This is a genomic window from Streptomyces sp. A1277 (assembly GCF_004795015.1).
Taxonomy (GTDB): domain Bacteria; phylum Actinomycetota; class Actinomycetes; order Streptomycetales; family Streptomycetaceae; genus Streptomyces.
The window spans coordinates 122,973-138,874 of record NZ_SSBI01000016.1 but is presented as its reverse complement, the minus strand read 5'-3'; the positions used below and the strand labels follow the sequence as shown (position 1 = coordinate 138,874).

General features: G+C 71.2%; 14 protein-coding genes and 2 pseudogenes. 6 read left to right on the top strand and 10 right to left on the bottom strand.

Annotated features, from left to right (window positions below; genetic code table 11):
• The 4 genes and pseudogenes from E6R18_RS13750 to E6R18_RS13735 form a co-directional block, all read right to left on the bottom strand.
• A pseudogene (locus E6R18_RS13750) lies at positions 1 to 92 on the bottom strand (GuaB3 family IMP dehydrogenase-related protein); the annotation flags it as partial.
• A 105-nt stretch (positions 93 to 197) separates the two neighbouring features.
• On the bottom strand, positions 198 to 1,700 hold the full coding sequence (guaB, locus tag E6R18_RS13745) for an IMP dehydrogenase (RefSeq protein ID WP_136317152.1): 1,503 nt from the start codon (positions 1,698 to 1,700) through the stop codon (positions 198 to 200).
• Positions 1,701 to 1,826: 126 nt separating this feature from the next.
• Positions 1,827 to 2,402, bottom strand: coding sequence for a sigma-70 family RNA polymerase sigma factor (locus E6R18_RS13740; protein ID WP_018101160.1), 576 nt, complete (start codon positions 2,400 to 2,402; stop codon positions 1,827 to 1,829).
• Positions 2,403 to 2,641: 239 nt separating this feature from the next.
• Positions 2,642 to 3,253, bottom strand: coding sequence for a response regulator transcription factor (locus tag E6R18_RS13735; protein ID WP_003948568.1), 612 nt, complete (start codon positions 3,251 to 3,253; stop codon positions 2,642 to 2,644).
• A 446-nt stretch (positions 3,254 to 3,699) separates the two neighbouring features.
• Here E6R18_RS13735 and E6R18_RS13730 point away from each other — a divergent pair, with 446 nt between their 5' ends.
• Positions 3,700 to 4,026 carry a WhiB family transcriptional regulator gene (locus E6R18_RS13730; RefSeq protein WP_136317151.1) on the top strand — a complete coding sequence of 109 codons (327 nt, stop codon included), beginning with the start codon at positions 3,700 to 3,702 and terminating at the stop codon, positions 4,024 to 4,026.
• A 114-nt stretch (positions 4,027 to 4,140) separates the two neighbouring features.
• Here E6R18_RS13730 and E6R18_RS13725 read toward each other — a convergent pair whose 3' ends face one another.
• Positions 4,141 to 5,031, bottom strand: coding sequence for a LysR family transcriptional regulator (locus E6R18_RS13725; protein ID WP_136317150.1), 891 nt, complete (start codon positions 5,029 to 5,031; stop codon positions 4,141 to 4,143).
• An 89-nt stretch (positions 5,032 to 5,120) separates the two neighbouring features.
• On the opposite strand from E6R18_RS13725, the gene E6R18_RS13720 reads away from it, so the two are divergent.
• Both E6R18_RS13720 and E6R18_RS13715 read left to right on the top strand, forming a co-directional pair.
• Positions 5,121 to 5,792, top strand: a complete 672-nt coding sequence (locus E6R18_RS13720) for an MOSC domain-containing protein (RefSeq protein ID WP_136317162.1) — start codon at positions 5,121 to 5,123, stop codon at positions 5,790 to 5,792.
• Positions 5,793 to 5,855: 63 nt separating this feature from the next.
• Entirely contained in the window at positions 5,856 to 6,629 is a 774-nt protein-coding gene (locus E6R18_RS13715; protein ID WP_136317149.1) for an SDR family oxidoreductase, read from the top strand.
• A 27-nt stretch (positions 6,630 to 6,656) separates the two neighbouring features.
• On the opposite strand, the gene E6R18_RS13710 is transcribed toward E6R18_RS13715, so the two are convergent.
• Positions 6,657 to 8,432 carry a DUF2264 domain-containing protein gene (locus E6R18_RS13710; protein WP_136317148.1) on the bottom strand — a complete coding sequence of 592 codons (1,776 nt, stop codon included), beginning with the start codon at positions 8,430 to 8,432 and terminating at the stop codon, positions 6,657 to 6,659.
• 229 nt (positions 8,433 to 8,661) lie between these two features.
• Here E6R18_RS13710 and E6R18_RS13705 point away from each other — a divergent pair, with 229 nt between their 5' ends.
• The 3 genes and pseudogenes from E6R18_RS13705 to E6R18_RS13695 all read left to right on the top strand — a co-directional run bounded on the left by E6R18_RS13705 (position 8,662) and on the right by E6R18_RS13695 (position 12,076).
• On the top strand, positions 8,662 to 9,741 hold the full coding sequence (locus tag E6R18_RS13705) for a substrate-binding domain-containing protein (RefSeq protein ID WP_136317147.1): 1,080 nt from the start codon (positions 8,662 to 8,664) through the stop codon (positions 9,739 to 9,741).
• Between the two features lie 108 nt (positions 9,742 to 9,849).
• A pseudogene (locus E6R18_RS13700) lies at positions 9,850 to 10,894 on the top strand (sugar ABC transporter substrate-binding protein); the annotation flags it as partial.
• Between the two features lie 153 nt (positions 10,895 to 11,047).
• Positions 11,048 to 12,076: a hydroxyacid dehydrogenase gene (locus E6R18_RS13695; protein WP_136317146.1), complete on the top strand. Its 1,029-nt coding sequence runs from the start codon at positions 11,048 to 11,050 to the stop codon at positions 12,074 to 12,076.
• Between the two features lie 63 nt (positions 12,077 to 12,139).
• Here E6R18_RS13695 and groL read toward each other — a convergent pair whose 3' ends face one another.
• The 4 genes from groL to E6R18_RS13675 form a co-directional block, all read right to left on the bottom strand.
• Complete coding sequence (groL, locus tag E6R18_RS13690) at positions 12,140 to 13,762, bottom strand: chaperonin GroEL (RefSeq protein ID WP_136317145.1); 1,623 nt, start codon at positions 13,760 to 13,762, stop codon at positions 12,140 to 12,142.
• Between the two features lie 103 nt (positions 13,763 to 13,865).
• Positions 13,866 to 14,174 carry a co-chaperone GroES gene (gene groES / locus E6R18_RS13685; protein WP_018101172.1) on the bottom strand — a complete coding sequence of 103 codons (309 nt, stop codon included), beginning with the start codon at positions 14,172 to 14,174 and terminating at the stop codon, positions 13,866 to 13,868.
• Positions 14,175 to 14,391: 217 nt separating this feature from the next.
• Positions 14,392 to 15,351 (bottom strand): polysaccharide deacetylase family protein, encoded by a 960-nt coding sequence (locus E6R18_RS13680; protein ID WP_136317161.1) that lies wholly within the window; start codon positions 15,349 to 15,351, stop codon positions 14,392 to 14,394.
• A 157-nt stretch (positions 15,352 to 15,508) separates the two neighbouring features.
• The gene (locus tag E6R18_RS13675) at positions 15,509 to 15,874 is read right to left on the bottom strand and encodes a hypothetical protein (RefSeq protein WP_136317144.1); all 366 of its coding nucleotides are present in this window, start codon (positions 15,872 to 15,874) and stop codon (positions 15,509 to 15,511) included.
• Positions 15,875 to 15,902: the final 28 nt, after the last annotated feature.

Below are 15,902 nucleotides of genomic sequence, written 5' to 3'. Positions count from 1 at the left end.
TCGCGGGTCCGGCGGCTCGGGACGACGGCGATGTCGTCGAATGCGTATGCCCGGCGGCCGCGCTTGCCGCGCCCGATCTCGATCTCAGTCACGATGATGTGGCCTTTCCCTCTGCGTCTGCGCTGTCCAGTATCCCCGACACGCAGGTGAGGGGCGGTTCCGGGAACCCGGGACCGCCCCTCACCTGCGCTGTCGCGTTACTTCCTGCTGTAGTTCGGCGCCTCGACCGTCATCTGGATGTCGTGCGGGTGGCTCTCCTTGAGGCCCGCCGAGGTGATCCGCACGAAGCGGCCCTTGCTCTCCATCTCGTCCACCGAGGCCGCGCCCACGTACCCCATCGTCTGGCGGAGGCCGCCGACGAGCTGGTGCAGCACGTTGGCGAGCGGGCCGCGGTAGGGCACCTGGCCCTCGATGCCCTCGGGGACGAGCTTGTCGTCGGAGGAGACCTCGGCCTGGAAGTACCGGTCCTTGGAGTAGGAGCGGCCCTGTCCGCGGGACTGCATCGCACCCAGCGAACCCATGCCCCGGTACGACTTGAACTGCTTGCCGTTGATGAAGAGGAGCTCGCCCGGCGACTCCTCGCAGCCCGCGAGGAGCGAGCCCAGCATCACGCTGTCGGCGCCGGCGGCGAGCGCCTTGCCGATGTCGCCGGAGTACTGCAGGCCGCCGTCGCCGATGACCGGGACGCCCGCGGCGCGGGCGGCCAGCGCGGCCTCGTAGATCGCGGTGACCTGCGGGACGCCGATGCCGGCGACCACGCGGGTGGTACAGATCGAGCCGGGTCCGACGCCCACCTTGACGCCGTCCACGCCGGCGTCGATCAGGGCCTGGGCGCCGTCGCGGGTCGCGACGTTGCCGCCGATGACGTCCACGTTCACGGCCGACTTGATCTTGGCCATCCAGTTGAGGGCGTTGCTGTTGTGGCCGTGCGAGGTGTCGACGATCAGGAAGTCCACGCCGGCCTCGGCCAGCGCCTGGGCGCGGTCCAGCGCCTCCGGGCTGGCGCCGACGGCCGCGCCGACGAGCAGGCGTCCCTCGGCGTCCTTGGCCGCGTTCGGGTACTGCTCGGCCTTCTTGAAGTCCTTGACCGTGATGAGGCCCTTGAGGATGCCCGCCTCGTCCACCAGCGGAAGCTTCTCGATCTTGTGGCGGCGCAGCAGCTCCATGGCGTCCACGCCGGAGATGCCGACCCGTCCGGTGACCAGCGGCATCGGGGTCATGACCTCGCGCACCTGGCGCGAGCGGTCCGACTCGAAGGCCATGTCGCGGTTGGTGACGATGCCCAGGAGCTTGCCCGCCGGGTCGGTGACCGGGACGCCGCTGATGCGGAACTTGGCGCAGAGCGCGTCGGCCTCGCCGAGCGTGGCGTCCGGGCCGACCGTGATCGGGTCGGTGACCATGCCGGACTCGGACCGCTTGACCAGGTCGACCTGGTTGACCTGGTCCTCGACCGAGAGGTTGCGGTGCAGCACCCCGACGCCGCCCTGCCGGGCCATGGCGATGGCCATGCGGGCCTCGGTCACCTTGTCCATGGCGGCGGACAGCAGCGGGATGTTCACCCGTACGTTGCGCGAGATGAGCGTCGAGGTGTCGACCGCGTTGGGCAGCACTTCGGATGCGCCCGGCAGCAGCAGCACGTCGTCGTATGTCAGCCCGAGCGTCGCGAATTTCTCGGGCACTCCGTCGACGTTTGCAGTCATGACACCTTCCCCAAATGGCCTTGATCGGTGCGGATGTCCATGCTAACGGGCTCTGGAGGCGTCTCATTCCACGAGCAAGATCACCCGCAGGTTCTGTAGTTTCCTACGGCACGCCGGAGCTCCGGCTCACTGCTCCGCGAGGGCCCGCAGCCGGCTCAGCGCCCGGTGCTGCGCGACCCGGACTGCGCCCGGAGACATGCCCAGCATCTGCCCGGTCTCCTCGGCGGTCAGCCCGACCGCGACTCGCAGAACGAGCAGCTCGCGCTGGTTCTCCGGGAGGTTGGCGAGGAGCTTCTTCGCCCAGGCGGCGTCGCTGCTGAGCAGCGCGCGCTCCTCCGGGCCGAGCGAATCGTCGGGCCGCTCCGGCATCTCGTCGGAGGGCACGGCGGTCGATCCCGGGTGCCGCATCGCGGCGCGCTGGAGATCGGCCACCTTGTGACCGGCGATGGCGAAGACGAAGGCTTCGAAGGGTCTGCCCGTGTCCTTGTACCGCGGCAGCGCCATGAGCACCGCGACGCAGACCTCCTGCGCCAGGTCCTCGACGAAGTGGCGGGCGTCACCGGGCAGCCGGTTCAGCCGGGACCTGCAGTAGCGCAGGGCCAGTGGGTGGACGTGGGCCAGCAGATCGTGGGTGGCCTGCGCGTCGCCCTCGACGGCGCGGTGCACCAGGGCACCGATCACCGTCGTTCCGTCGTCGCGCATCGGACCATGGTGCCCCGGCGCCGCGTCGTCCGCGGCACCGCGTCCGTAGTTGTGCACCGAAGCGTTATGAGCGGGTGCGCCGGAAGTCATGTCCTGCGCCCTCCCCTTCCGCTCGACCGAATCGTTCCCGAGGAACTCCACGTCTCAAGGATGCGGCATCGGCCGGGAAGCGTCACATACCGCCGGAGCGGCGGGCTCCGTCGGCGGGGTACGGCTCACGCCGCACCCCCCGCCCGCCTCTAGCGGACCAGCCCCCAGCGGAAGCCGAGCGCCACCGCGTGGGCCCGGTCCGAGGCGCCGAGCTTCTTGAACAGACGCCGGGCGTGCGTCTTGACCGTGTCCTCGGAGAGGAACAGCTCACGGCCGATCTCCGCGTTGGAGCGGCCGTGGCTCATCCCTTCGAGCACCTGGATCTCACGCGCCGTGAGCGTGGGCGCCGCACCCATCTCGGCCGAGCGCAGCCGGCGCGGGGCGAGCCGCCACGTCGGGTCGGCCAGGGCCTGGGTGACGGTCGCCCGGAGCTCGGCCCGGGAGGCGTCCTTGTGCAGATACCCGCGGGCGCCGGCGGCGACCGCCAGCGCGACGCCGTCCAGGTCCTCGGCGACGGTCAGCATGATGATCCGGGCGCCCGGGTCGGCAGAAAGCAGCCGTCGGACTGTCTCCACCCCCCCGAGGCCGGGCATGCGTACGTCCATGAGAATCAGATCCGAACGGTCGGCGCCCCAGCGGCGGAGGACTTCCTCGCCGTTGGCGGCCGTCGTCACACGCTCGACGCCGGGCACGGTCGCGACCGCGCGACGGAGCGCTTCTCGGGCAAGCGGGGAGTCGTCGCAGACGAGGACGGATGTCATGACCGCCCTCCGCAGCTGATGCGCGTCACCTTGAGCCTCCAGGCTGTTACAAGTCGTCACCTGTGCGGTTGACGCTCTCGGACATCTGCCCGATCGCTCTTTCTGCCAACCGCCTCCGCACTCTCAACGACGGTCACTCGAAAGAGTTACGGGTTGGAAGACCGAGTTCGGCACTCTACGTGAGGAAGCGCACACGGAGCAGAACGCCACGGGGTCGTCCAGCCGTCAACCGAAACTTTTGGTGAGCGAATGCCCCATTTAGCGGGATTTCTTCCCTTTTGCTGGTGTCTGTGGCTAGATTCGCAATCAGTCATATTTACATCTACTAACACCGCAGATGTACGATCTTGTACACGGTCATCGACGAGTACCCACCCACAACGCATCCGGTCCACGACGAACGACAACGACGTTTCCGACTCAGCACGGTTTCGAGGGGACAAGCAATGGCCGATTTCTCCCGCCTTCCCGGACCCAACGCCGACCTGTGGGACTGGCAGCTGCTGGCAGCCTGCCGCGGGGTCGACAGCTCGCTGTTCTTCCACCCCGAGGGGGAACGCGGGGCCGCCCGCAGCGCCCGCGAGACCTCCGCGAAAGAGGTCTGCATGCGGTGCCCGGTACGCGCCGAGTGCGCCGCCCACGCGCTGGCGGTACGCGAGCCCTACGGGGTGTGGGGCGGACTGACCGAGGACGAGCGCGAGGAGCTCATGGGACGGGCCCGCAACCGCCTGATCTCGGCGGCGGCTCCCTCGACCCCGCCCGGACACAGCTGAACCCGCACCCGCCGCACACCAAAACAGAAACGTTTCTTCACCCGCCCGTGCCGCCTGTGCCACCCGTGCCGCCCGTGCCGCCCGCGCCGGCCCCTCACCGAGCAGGCGCACCGGTCAGCGGGCCGCCGCCAGGGACAGCTGGTCCAGGGTCGCCGCCACGGCCGGGACCCGCGCCAGGTCGGGCAGGGTCAGCGCGACGATCTCGCGCTCGATGGCCGGCTCCACCGTGACGGTCCTGGCCCCCCTCGGGCGCACCGACTCGATCGCCAGCGCCGGCAGCACGGCGACGCCCAGGCCCGCGCCGACCAGGCCGATCACCGCCGGGTAGTCGTCGGTGGCGAAGTCGATGCGCGGGGTGAAGCCGGACTCCTCGCACACCTCCACGAGCTGCGTGCGGCACCGGGGGCAGCCGGCGATCCAGGACTCCCCGGCGAGTTCGGCGATGCCCACCTCGTCCCGGTCCGCCAGCGCGTGCCCCTCGGGGAGGAGGCCGGTCAGCCGGTCGGTGAGCAGCGGGCGCACCACCAGGTCGTCCCACTCGGCGCCCGGTTCGCCGTACCGGAAGGCGAGCGCGATGTCGCAGTCGCCGTCGCGCAGCATCTCCACCGACCGGGGCGGCTCCGCCTCGACCAGGGAGACCTGGGTGCCGGGGTGCGCGGCCCGCAGTGCGGCGAGGGCGCCCGGGACCAGGGACGAGCTGCCGCTGGGGAACGACACCAGGCGGACCCGGCCGGCCCGCAGCCCGGCGATGGCGGCGACCTCCTCCTCGGCGGCGGTGAGCCCGGCGAGGATGCCGGACGCATGCCGCACGAGCGCCTCGCCCGCCTGCGTCAGCCGCATCTCGCGGCCCGTGCGGATGAGCAGCGTGGTGCCCGCCGAGGACTCCAGGGCCTTCATCTGCTGGCTGACCGCGGGCTGGGTGCAGCCCAGCTCACGGGCGGCGGCGGAGAACGAGCCGGTGGTGGACACGGCGCGCAGGACGCGGAGGTGGCGGGCTTCGATCACGCATCAATCATAAGAGACGCTTGGGTCGACAGCGAATTATTCACATGCGCCTTTGAGGTGGTACTGGTTAGCGTTCGGGTATGACCGCGATGACTGTGCTGACCGTGAACGCCGGGCGTCCCACGGCGGCGTCCTACACCGATGCCCCGGGCGGCCTGACCGGGATCGACAAGCGCCCCGTCGAGGGGCCGGTGTGGGTGGACGACCCCGGGCCCAAGGGCGAGGGCGGCAGCGGTCTCGCCGGGGACGCGGTCTGCGACGTGCGCCACCACGGCGGCTCCGACCAGGCGGTCTACGCCTTCGCCCGCGAGGAGCTCGACGCGTGGGAACGGGAGCTGGGACGCCCGCTGGCCAACGGCTCGTTCGGCGAGAACCTGACCACGGCCGGGATCGGGGTCAGCGGTGCGCTGATCGGCGAGCGCTGGCGGATCGGGGCCGACCTGGTCCTGGAGGTCACCTCCGGCCGGATTCCGTGCCGTACGTTCGCGGGCCACCTCGGCGAGGCGCGCTGGGTCAAGCGGTTCACGCGTGCGGCGGCCCCGGGGGCGTACCTCCGGGTCGTCACGCCGGGCTCCGCGCGGGCCGGGGACCCGGTCGAGATCGTGCACCGGCCGGACCACGAGGTGACGGTGGATCTCCAGTTCCGGGCCGTGACGACCCGGCGCGACCTGCTGCCGCTGCTGCTGCCGGCGGGCGAGGCGCTGCACCCCGAAGCGCTGCGCAGTGCGCGCGCCTACGAGGCGGAGCTCGCCGCGCCGTGAGTGCGGGCGGGACGCCGAGAGCGCCGCGGAACGCGGATTTCCGGATGCTCTAACGTGCCGCGTATGACGACTGCACTGATTACGGGCGCGACCGCGGGCATCGGGGCGGCCTTCGCGCGGCGGCTCGCGGCGGACGGGCACAACCTCGTGCTGGTGGCCCGCGACACCGGCCGGCTGCGGGAGCAGGCCACCGAACTGCACGACCGGCACGGCATCGAGGCCGAGGTGCTGACCGCGGACCTGTCCGGGGAGAAGGGGATCGGCGCGGTCGAGGAACGGCTCGGTGACCGCGTGCAGCCGGTCGATCTCCTGGTCAACAACGCCGGGTTCGGCAACAAGGGCCGCTTCCTCGACGTCCCGATGGCCGACGAGCTGACCATGCTGAAGGTGCACTGCGAGGCGGTCCTGCGGCTGACCTCGGCGGCGGTCGCCGGGATGAAGGAGCGCGGCAGGGGCGGGATCGTCAACGTGGCCTCGGTCGCGGCGTTCTTGCCGCGCGGTACGTACGGGGCGTCCAAGGCGTGGGTCGTGCAGTTCACCCAGGGTGCGGCGCGGGACCTGGCCGGTTCGGGCGTGCGGCTGATGGCGCTCTGCCCCGGCTTCGTACGGACGGAGTTCCACCAGCGGGCCGGGATGGGCACCGGCAACATCCCCGGCTGGATGTGGCTCGACGCGGACAAGCTGGTGAGCGCCGCGCTCGCCGATCTGGCGCGCGGGAAGTCGCTGTCGGTCCCGGACCCGCGCTACAAGGTCCTGATGGGGGCGGTGAAGCTGGCTCCGCGCGGCCTGCTCGGCGGGATCACCTCGCGGACGGGCCGCAAGTACGGGCCGCAGTAGGGCCCGTGGACCCCGATGCCGCCCGGCTCATGAATCCTCCGGGAGACGGAGTACGGCTGCGGTGCCGTCCTGCCAGGTCACCTGGATCACGTGGGGGCTCTGGACGCGGATGTCCGCGAGGGTGGCGACGGGGTCCGGGTCCGCTTCCCCGGTGAGGGAGGCGAGGGCCACGAAGAGGGATGCGGGCCCCGCGGTGGCGCCGTCGACGGCGAGGATCTCGGACGCGTCACCGAACATGGTCGATCCGCCGGGGAGCCGGCGGACCCCGCCCGCGTAGCCGTGGACGGGGTGGAGCTGGGCGGTGACCGTCCGGTCGCACCGGGCCCAGCCCGTCTGGCGTACCGGGGTGCCGTCGGGGGCGCCGGTGACCAGGTGCGCGCGGATCTCCGCCCGGCCGTGGACGAGGGTGGCGGAAACGACGCGGATGCCGGGGTGCGGGGTGTGCGCGGAGGCGGCCCGGTCGGGTCCCAGGCCGAGGGGTTCGGCGGTGAGGCGGCGGGTGGGTGCGCCGTCGAGGATCAGCGCGAAGTGGTTGTCGCGCTCCGGGTCGCCGCCGGTGGGGCCGGTGCGGGTGGAGTACGCGAAGCGTGCGTAGCCGGGGTCCTCGTCGTCGCCGACGTGGTTCGAGCCGTGGTTGTGGAGGCGGACCAGGCCGTCCGCCGCGGTGGACTGGAGGAGCATGCCGGTCGGGCCGAGGGCGGTCGCGGCGTCCTTCGTCTCGGCGGGAAGCGGCTCCTCATCGGCCGTCCAGACCGGGTGGTCCGGGGGCATCAGCAGTCCGAGGAAGCCCTTCGAGGCCCAGTACGGGGAGCCCGGCCCCGAGTACGACTGGATCATCGGCTCGTAGGGGTGGTGCCAGCCGAGGGTGAGGAGGCCGTCCTCGCCGGTGGCGCCGCGGTCCAGGAAGTAGCGGAGGGTTCCCGAGGCGAGGCGGCGGGTCGCGCCCGGGGTGAGCGGGGTGTGGCCGGTCAGCGCGCCGAGCCAGGGGGCGCCCGCGGCGGCGAAGCGGTAGGTGAGGGATCGGCCGTACGGCATGGGGGCCCCGTCCGCGCCGAACATACGGGTGTAGTCGTCGAGTTGGCGGTGCAGCCGGGGGCCGTAGCGGTCCAGGAGGTCCCGGTCGCCCGCGAGATGGGCGTGCAGGACGGGGTAGAAGTGCATCGCCCAGGCGTTGTAGTGGTCGAAGGAGCGGTTCGGGCCGTCGCTGTACCAGCCCTCGCCCAGGTACCAGTCCTCGATGCGTTCCAGCGCGCGGTCGATGGTCCGCCGTGCCCGGTCGGTCTCGATGCCCGCGTCCTGGAGGAAGCCCGCGACGGTGAGCCCGAAGAGCCACCAGTTGTTGTTGACCGGGGACGGGCCGAGCGCGGGGAGCAGCCAGTGGACGGCGCGCTGCCGCGTGCTGTCGTCGAGGCTGTCCCAGAGCCAGGGGCGGGTGAGGCGCAGACCGAGGGCGACGGAGGCGGATTCGACCACGGCCTGGTGGGTGTCGGCCATCTGCGGCCAGGCGTCGGGGCTACCCGCCGGGTCCGACGTGCCGGCGGCGAGCCCTTCGGCGTACCGGCCGAGGTGGCCGTGCGGGTCCTCGCCCCGCGCTCCGGCGACCCGCAGCGCGGCGAGCAGCCAGGTGCGGGCGTAGCCTTCGAGGCCGTCGGAGCGGGGTCCGGACGCGCTGGGGCGGGGGCCGGGGAGGTCGATGAGGCCGTGGCGGGGCGAGGCGTAGGGGCGTACCGCGAGCAGCAGCTGATCGGCCGTCTGCTCCCAATGGGCACGGGTGCGGCCCGGGTACGGACTCGTCGTGGGCATGATGCTCCCCTGGAGGCGGACTTCGGCGTCGCCCGAAATCTTGAACCGTGGATTGATCGAACGTCAATGAGAAAGTGCCGAATGATCGAAACTTCCGCCAATCGATCAAACTGCACTAGGGTCCTGGGTGCGGGGCAGCCCGCGAGCCCGGCCTGACCCGAACCAGAGACCCTGAGGTCCGGCCGGCCGGGCGGGCCATCACATCGCGAACCGCAAGGGGGCCGCCACCGTGCGCGAGAGTGCCGCTGAACGTCACGACCGACTTCTGACCCTGGTACGGGAACGCGGCTCGGCCCGCGTCTCGGATCTCGCCGGCCAGCTGGGGGTCTCCCCCGTCACGGTGCGCCGCGACGTCGAGGCGCTGGCCGAGCGCGGGCTGCTCGACCGGGTCCACGGTTCGGTCTCCTGGCCCCGCAACGGCCCGGCCGGCAGCGCGCCCGACCCGGGCGCGGGCCCGGTGATCGGGCTGATCGCCCCCTCGGCGACGTACTACTTCGCCGAGGTCATCCGCGGTGCGCACGAGGCCGCGGACCGCGCCGGGGCCCGTCTCGTCCTGCGGATCTCCGACTACCGCCCCGAGGGGGACAGGGCGCGCGCCGAGGGGCTGCTCGCCTCCGGGGCCGAGGGGCTGCTCATCGCCCCGGCCTGGCGGGGAACCGAGGACCAGGCCGCGTACGGGGACTGGATGGCCCGGCTGCCGGCGCCCGCCGTGCTGCTGGAGCGCACCCCCGCGCCGGGATCACCCCTCGACGGCCTGGACCGGGTCTGCTCCGACCACCGGCACGGGGTGCTCCTGGCCGTGCGCCACCTGGTCGAGCTGGGCCACCGGACCCCGTTGCTCGTCGCCCGCGCCGACAGCCCGACCGCGCTCGCGGTGCGGTCCGGCTACGAGGACGCGCTGGCCGCGCTGGGCCCGGCCGACGCACCGGCGATGATCGGGACGTCCGGCCCCGACGTCGACCCGGCCCGCTTCGAGGAGGCGGTGCAGGAGGTGCGCGATGCGGTGGTCTCCGGCGGGGTCACGGCCGCGCTGGTGCACAACGACGTCGACGCGATCCACCTGGTCCAGCGCCTGTCCGAGCTGGGCGTACGCGTCCCCGAGGACCTGGCCGTGATCGCGTACGACGACGAGGTGGCCGCCCTGGGCGACATCCCGCTCACCGCGGTCAGCCCGCCCAAGCGTCATATCGGGCGGTACGCCACGGAGTTGCTGGTCAGCCGCATCGGTCCCGCCCGGGACGAGGACGAGCCCGGCCGGCACCTGGCGCTGCTGCCGCGGCTGCGGGTGCGGGCATCGACCATTCGATAACTTTCTGATCTTTTCTCGATCAATCAATCTTTCGCTCTTGACTTCGGACATTGCTGGGCCAAGGATCACGCCCAACGTCAATGTCGCCGCTGATTCAGGAGCTTCGCCGTGAACCGCAGTTGGAGCAGAACGACTCTTTCCATAGACGGGGGCGGCACGGGCACCGCCGACAAGCCCGTGACCATCACCTTCTGGGGCTGGGCCAAGGGCACCAAGGAGGTCGTGGACGCGTTCAACGCCTCGCACGAGAACATCCGGGTGAAGTTCGAGGAGACCCCGTCCGGCAACGCCGGCGGCTACGCCAAGATCTCCACCGCGATCAAGGCGGGCAACGCCCCCGACCTGGTCTCCGTCGAGTACCCGACGCTCCCCGAGTACGTCGGCCAGGGCGGGTTCCAGGACATCAGCGAGTACCTGGGCGACGACGTGAAGAAGAAGTTCCTCCCGCAGGCGATCGAGCAGACGACGCTCGGCGGCAAGAGCTGGGCCGTCCCCTTCGACGCCGCACCGCAGGCATCGTCCCCTTCGACGCCGCACCGCAGGCATCGTCCCCTTCGACGCCGCACCGCAGGCATTCTTCTACCGCAAGGACCGGTTCACCAAGTACGGCGTCGACGTCCCCAAGACCTGGGACGAGTTCAAGGCCGCCGAGAAGATCAAGAAGGCCGACTCCAAGGCCCGCATCGGCACCTTCTTCCCCGACGACCCGACCACCTTCGAGGCGATGGTCTGGCAGGCCGGCGCCCAGTGGTTCAAGGCCGACGGCGACACCTGGAAGGTCGACACCTCCGACGCCGCCACCACCAAGGTCGCCGACTACTGGCAGGGTCTGGTCAAGGACGGCCTGGTCCGCGCCGACGCCTCCTTCTCCCCCGCCTGGACCAACTCCCTGAAGACCGGCGGTACCATCGGCTACCTCGGCGCCTCCTGGGGCGGCGGCGTCCTCGGCGGGACGCTGCCCGAGCAGAGCGGCAAGTGGGCGGTGGCCCCCATCCCGACGTGGGACGGCAAGCCCGCCGGCGGCATGCTCGGCGGCACCACCTTCGCCGTGCCGAAGAACAGCGAGAAGGCCGCGGCGGCCGTCGAGTCCGCCACCTGGATGACCACCACGGAGGACGGCATCGAGGCCCGCATCTCAACACCCACAGCGAGCCCGGCTTCTACCCGCTCGTGGTCACCGGGTCCCTCCTCGCCGTCATCCCCCTGATCGTCGCCTTCGTCTCCCTGCAGCGGCACTGGAAGGCCGGGCTCACCGCCGGCAGCGTCAAGTAGCCCCACCGCGTACCCAAGGGAGCCATTCACCACCATGCAGCCCACCCCTGACCACCGGCCGTCGGTCCTGCTCGCGATGGGCCCCGGCATCTGCGAGCGCCTGTTCGAACCGCGCCACCGCACCCGGCTCGCGGCCCTCGCCCGTACGGACCCCGCGCTCGTCGCCCACGACCTGGCGCACCCGGCCCCACCCGTCGCGGCCGCCCTGGCCGAGGCCGAAGTCCTCTTCACCTGCTGGGGGGCGACCCCCCTCACCCCGCGGGTCCTGGCCGCCGCGCCCCGGCTGAAGGCGGTCGTCCACGCGGCGGGCTCGGTCAAGCACCACATCACGGACGCCTGCTGGGAGCGCGGTCTGACCGTCTCGTCGGCGGCCGGGGCCAACGCCCTGCCCGTGGCCGAGTACACCCTCGCCACGATCCTGCTCGCCAACAAGCGCGTCCTGCGCTCCGCCCACGTCTACCGCGAGGTCCGCGGCGACCACGACTGGCGCGCCGAGCTGGACGGGGCGGGCAACTACCGCCGTACGGTGGGCATCGTCGGCGCCTCCCGCATCGGCCGCCGCGTCATCGAACTGCTCCGCCCCTTCGACCTGCACGTCCTTCTGTACGACCCCTTCGTGAGGGCCGACGAAGCCGCGCGGCTGGGCGTCGAACCGGTCGCCCTGGACGAGCTGTGCTCCCGCGCCGACGTCGTCTCGGTGCACGCCCCGCAGCTCCCCGAGACCCACCACATGATCGGCGCCCGCCGGCTGTCGCTGATGCGCACCGGGGCGACGCTGATCAACACGGCCCGCGGCTCCCTGGTCGACGAGGCGGCGCTGCTGCGGGAGCTGGTTCCGGGCCGCCTGCACGCCGTACTGGACGTGACGGACCCCGGACTCCCGCCGGCCGACTCCCCGTTGTACGACCTGCCGAACGTGCTCCTCACCCCGCATGTGGCGGGCTCCCTCGGCAACGAGCTGCACCGCATGACGGACCAGGCGCTGGACGAGCTGGAGCGGTACGCGCAGGGCCGCCCGTTCGCGGACCCGGTGCACCCGGCGGAGCTCGGCCGCTCCGCGTAGCGTCCCGCACGAACGGCAAGGCCCGGCACCCCTCACGGGGGTGCCGGGCCTTTCGCTTACGCGCTAGTGGGAGTGCCCGTGGCCGTGACCGGCCTCCGGCTCCTCCTCGGCCGGCTTCTCGACGACCAGGGTCTCGGTCGTGAGCAGCAGCGACGCGATGGACGCGGCGTTCTCCAGGGCGGAGCGGGTGACCTTGACCGGGTCGATGACGCCGGCCTTCACCAGGTCGCCGTACTCGCCGGTCGCGGCGTTGAAGCCCTGGCCCTTGTCGAGCTCGGCGACCTTGGAGGTGATGACGTAGCCCTCAAGACCCGCGTTCTCGGCGATCCAGCGCAGCGGCTCGACGGCGGCGCGGCGGACGACCGCGACACCGGTGGCCTCGTCGCCGGTCTTGTCGAGGTTGCCCTCCAGGACCTTGACGGCGTGGACCAGGGCGGAGCCACCACCGGAGACGATGCCCTCCTCGACCGCGGCGCGGGTCGCGGAGATGGCGTCCTCCAGACGGTGCTTCTTCTCCTTGAGCTCCACCTCGGTGGCGGCACCGACGCGGATCACGCAGACACCGCCGGCCAGCTTCGCCAGGCGCTCCTGGAGCTTCTCGCGGTCCCAGTCGGAGTCCGTGGCCTCGATCTCGGCCTTGATCTGGTTGACGCGGCCGGCGACCTCGTCGGACTTGCCGCCACCGTCGACGATGGTGGTGTCGTCCTTGGAGACGGTCACGCGGCGGGCGGTGCCCAGCACGTCCAGACCGGCCTGGTCGAGCTTGAGGCCGACCTCCTCGGCGATGACGGTCGCACCGGTGAGGGTGGCGATGTCGCCGAGCATGGCCTTGCGGCGGTCACCGAAGCCGGGGGCCTTCACGGCGACGGCGTTGAACGTGCCGCGGATCTTGTTGACGACCAGGGTCGACAGGGCCTCGCCCTCGACGTCCTCGGCGATGATCAGCAGCGGCTTGGAGCCACCGGCCTGGATGACCTTCTCCAGGAGCGGCAGCAGCTCCTGGATCGAGCCGATCTTGCCCTGGTGGATCAGGATGTACGGGTCGTCGAGGACGGCCTCCATACGCTCCTGGTCGGTCACCATGTAGGGGGACAGGTAGCCCTTGTCGAAGGCCATGCCCTCGGTGAAGTCGAGGTCCAGACCGAAGGTGTTGGACTCCTCGACGGTGATGACACCGTCCTTGCCGACCTTGTCCATCGCGTCCGCGATGAGCTCGCCGACCTGGGCGTCCTGCGCGGAGAGCGCGGCGACGGCGGCGATGTCGGACTTGTCGTCGATCGGGCGGGCGGTCGCGAGGAGCTCCTCGGACACGGCCTTGACCGCGGCGTCGATGCCCTTCTTCAGGGCGGCCGGGGAAGCGCCGGCGGCGACGTTGCGCAGGCCCTCGCGGACGAGCGCCTGGGCGAGGACGGTGGCGGTGGTCGTACCGTCACCGGCCACGTCGTTGGTCTTGGTCGCCACCTCCTTCACCAGCTGGGCGCCGAGGTTCTCGTACGGGTCGTCCAGCTCGACCTCGCGCGCGATGGTGACACCGTCGTTGGTGATGGTGGGGGCACCGAACTTCTTGTCGATGACGACGTTGCGGCCCTTGGGGCCGATCGTCACCTTCACCGTGTCGGCAAGCTTGTTGACGCCGCGCTCGAGGGCGCGACGGGCGTCCTCGTCGAACTTCAGGATCTTCGCCATGGAGCTGAACTGTCCTCTCAAAAACAAGCACTGCGCCCCTCGCCGCCCGGCTGGTTATCTCGCAGGGGGCCAGGGGCGCAGAACAGAAGCAAACGTGGGTGAATTACTTCTCGATGATCGCGAGCACGTCGCGAGCCGAGAGGACGAGGTACTCCTCGCCGTTGTACTTCACCTCGGTGCCGCCGTACTTGCTGTACAGCACGACATCGCCGGTCTTGACGTCGAGCGGCAGGCGCTCGCCGTTCTCGAAGCGGCCCGGGCCCACGGCCAGGACGACGCCCTCCTGGGGCTTCTCCTTGGCGGTGTCCGGGATAACCAGGCCGGAGGCCGTGGTCTGCTCGGCGTCGAGCGGCTGGACCACAATGCGGTCCTCGAGCGGCTTGATCGCAACCTTGGAGCTGGCGGTCGACACGATCCGGTCTCCCCCTTCGGAGATCTCACGGGGTTTAACAGTCTTTGGTGTGGCGACCAGGTGAGCCCGTCGTCGCGGGTGCCGGACCTGCCGGTCGCACAGTACTGCTGGCACTCTCCAATGGGGAGTGCCAGCACTGAGACTATGACCGCGATTAGCACTCGGTCAAGCGGAGTGCCAATTCACGCCCCTCGTGGCGGAACCGTGGGCCCGCTTCTCACACGTAGTCCTCCAGCCGGGCCACGGCGTACCCCTTGTCCGTGATGACCTTCATGACGGACCGGATCAGGTCGGGCATGCTGCCCTTCCAGTCCTTCTTGCCCCGGAAGTGGGTGAGGATGATGTCGCCGGGGTGCAGGTCGAGGTCCTCCTCGCGCCACTCCATGTGGTCGGGGAACGCCTCCTCCGCCCAGAGCGGCACGGCGGTGATGCCGCAGGACTTGGCGATCTTCAGGGTGTCGGTGTTGTAGTTGCCGTACGGCGGCCGGAAGAGCCGGGGCCGCTTGCCGAACTGCTTCTCGATGATCTCCTGCTGGTCGCAGATCTCGCGCTTCTGCTCCTCGTAGGACAGGCCCGGCATGTAGCGGTGGTTGAGCGTGTGGTTGTTGAGCGTGACCCCGCGCGCCTGGGCGTCCTTGAAGTACGTGTAGTCGTCGCGCACCAGGTAGTCGCTGAGGAAGGCGCTGTACGGGATGTTCAGCTCCGACATCATCTTCAGCAGCTCGGGGTCCTTGTCGTCGCCGTCGTCCATGGTCAGGAAGACGACCTTGTCCTTGGTGGGGACCGTGGTGAAGACCGGCGGCAGCGAGTCGTCCTGGCCCTCGACCTCGAAGCCCTTGCGGGTCGTGATGTGCGGCTTCCGGGCGGGCGGTACGGGCGCGGCGAGCGGCGTGCTCGCCAGGCCCCACTTCTTGGCGGCGACCGCGCGGGCGGCCTGGGCGAGCCTGGCCCGCTCCGCCTGCGCCGCGCGGGTGCCGAGCGCCCCGGCCGCCGGCTCCGCCTGCGCGCCCGCCTGCCCGGCCTGGAGCTTCGCCCCGGAGCCGGCCCCCGAGTCGCCGGTCCCGGCCGCGCAGCCGGAGCCGGCGGCGGCGACCAGGAGCGCGGCGAGGACCGCGTAGCCCGGCCGGCGCCGCAGGCGGCCCCGTCCCCGTCGCGCCCGCTGCTGTCCGCCCGTCACCGCACCCGGCCCGCGCCCATTCATGGCCAATTTGTCCTTTTGTCGTACTGGCTGCATGGCGCCGCATATTGCCAGGACGTGCAAGGGCGTCGGGTCCGACACCGCCGCCGGGTCCGCGCGGTCCCCCGGGTGGCTCACACGGGGGCGGCCGAACGCGTCACGCGAGGTCCGTCAGCTCCTCCGCGTACACCTGGGAGAGCGGCTGAGGGCCCACGTACTGCTGGCAGTTGCACTGGCCCGACTCGAAGCGGACGGGCTTCTTCTGCTCGTCCCAGGCGGTCGGCACCTCGACCCGCTCGTGGCACTTGCCCTGCTTGTCGTGCTTGGCCAGGTGGTGCGTGCAGCCGCAGACGGGCTCGGGCGGCTTGTTGGCGGCCTCGACCGCGAGCCGTTCCTGCCGGCCGGCCTCCAGCAGCTCCATCCGGCGGCTGTGCCGGTTGCGCAGCGCGGTGCGGACGTTGTCGGCGAGCCAGCCGAAGCCGCCCGTCCAGAAGATGATGAGCACCCACCAGTACCACTCCATGAAACGCCCTCCCCCTGCATCACTGTGT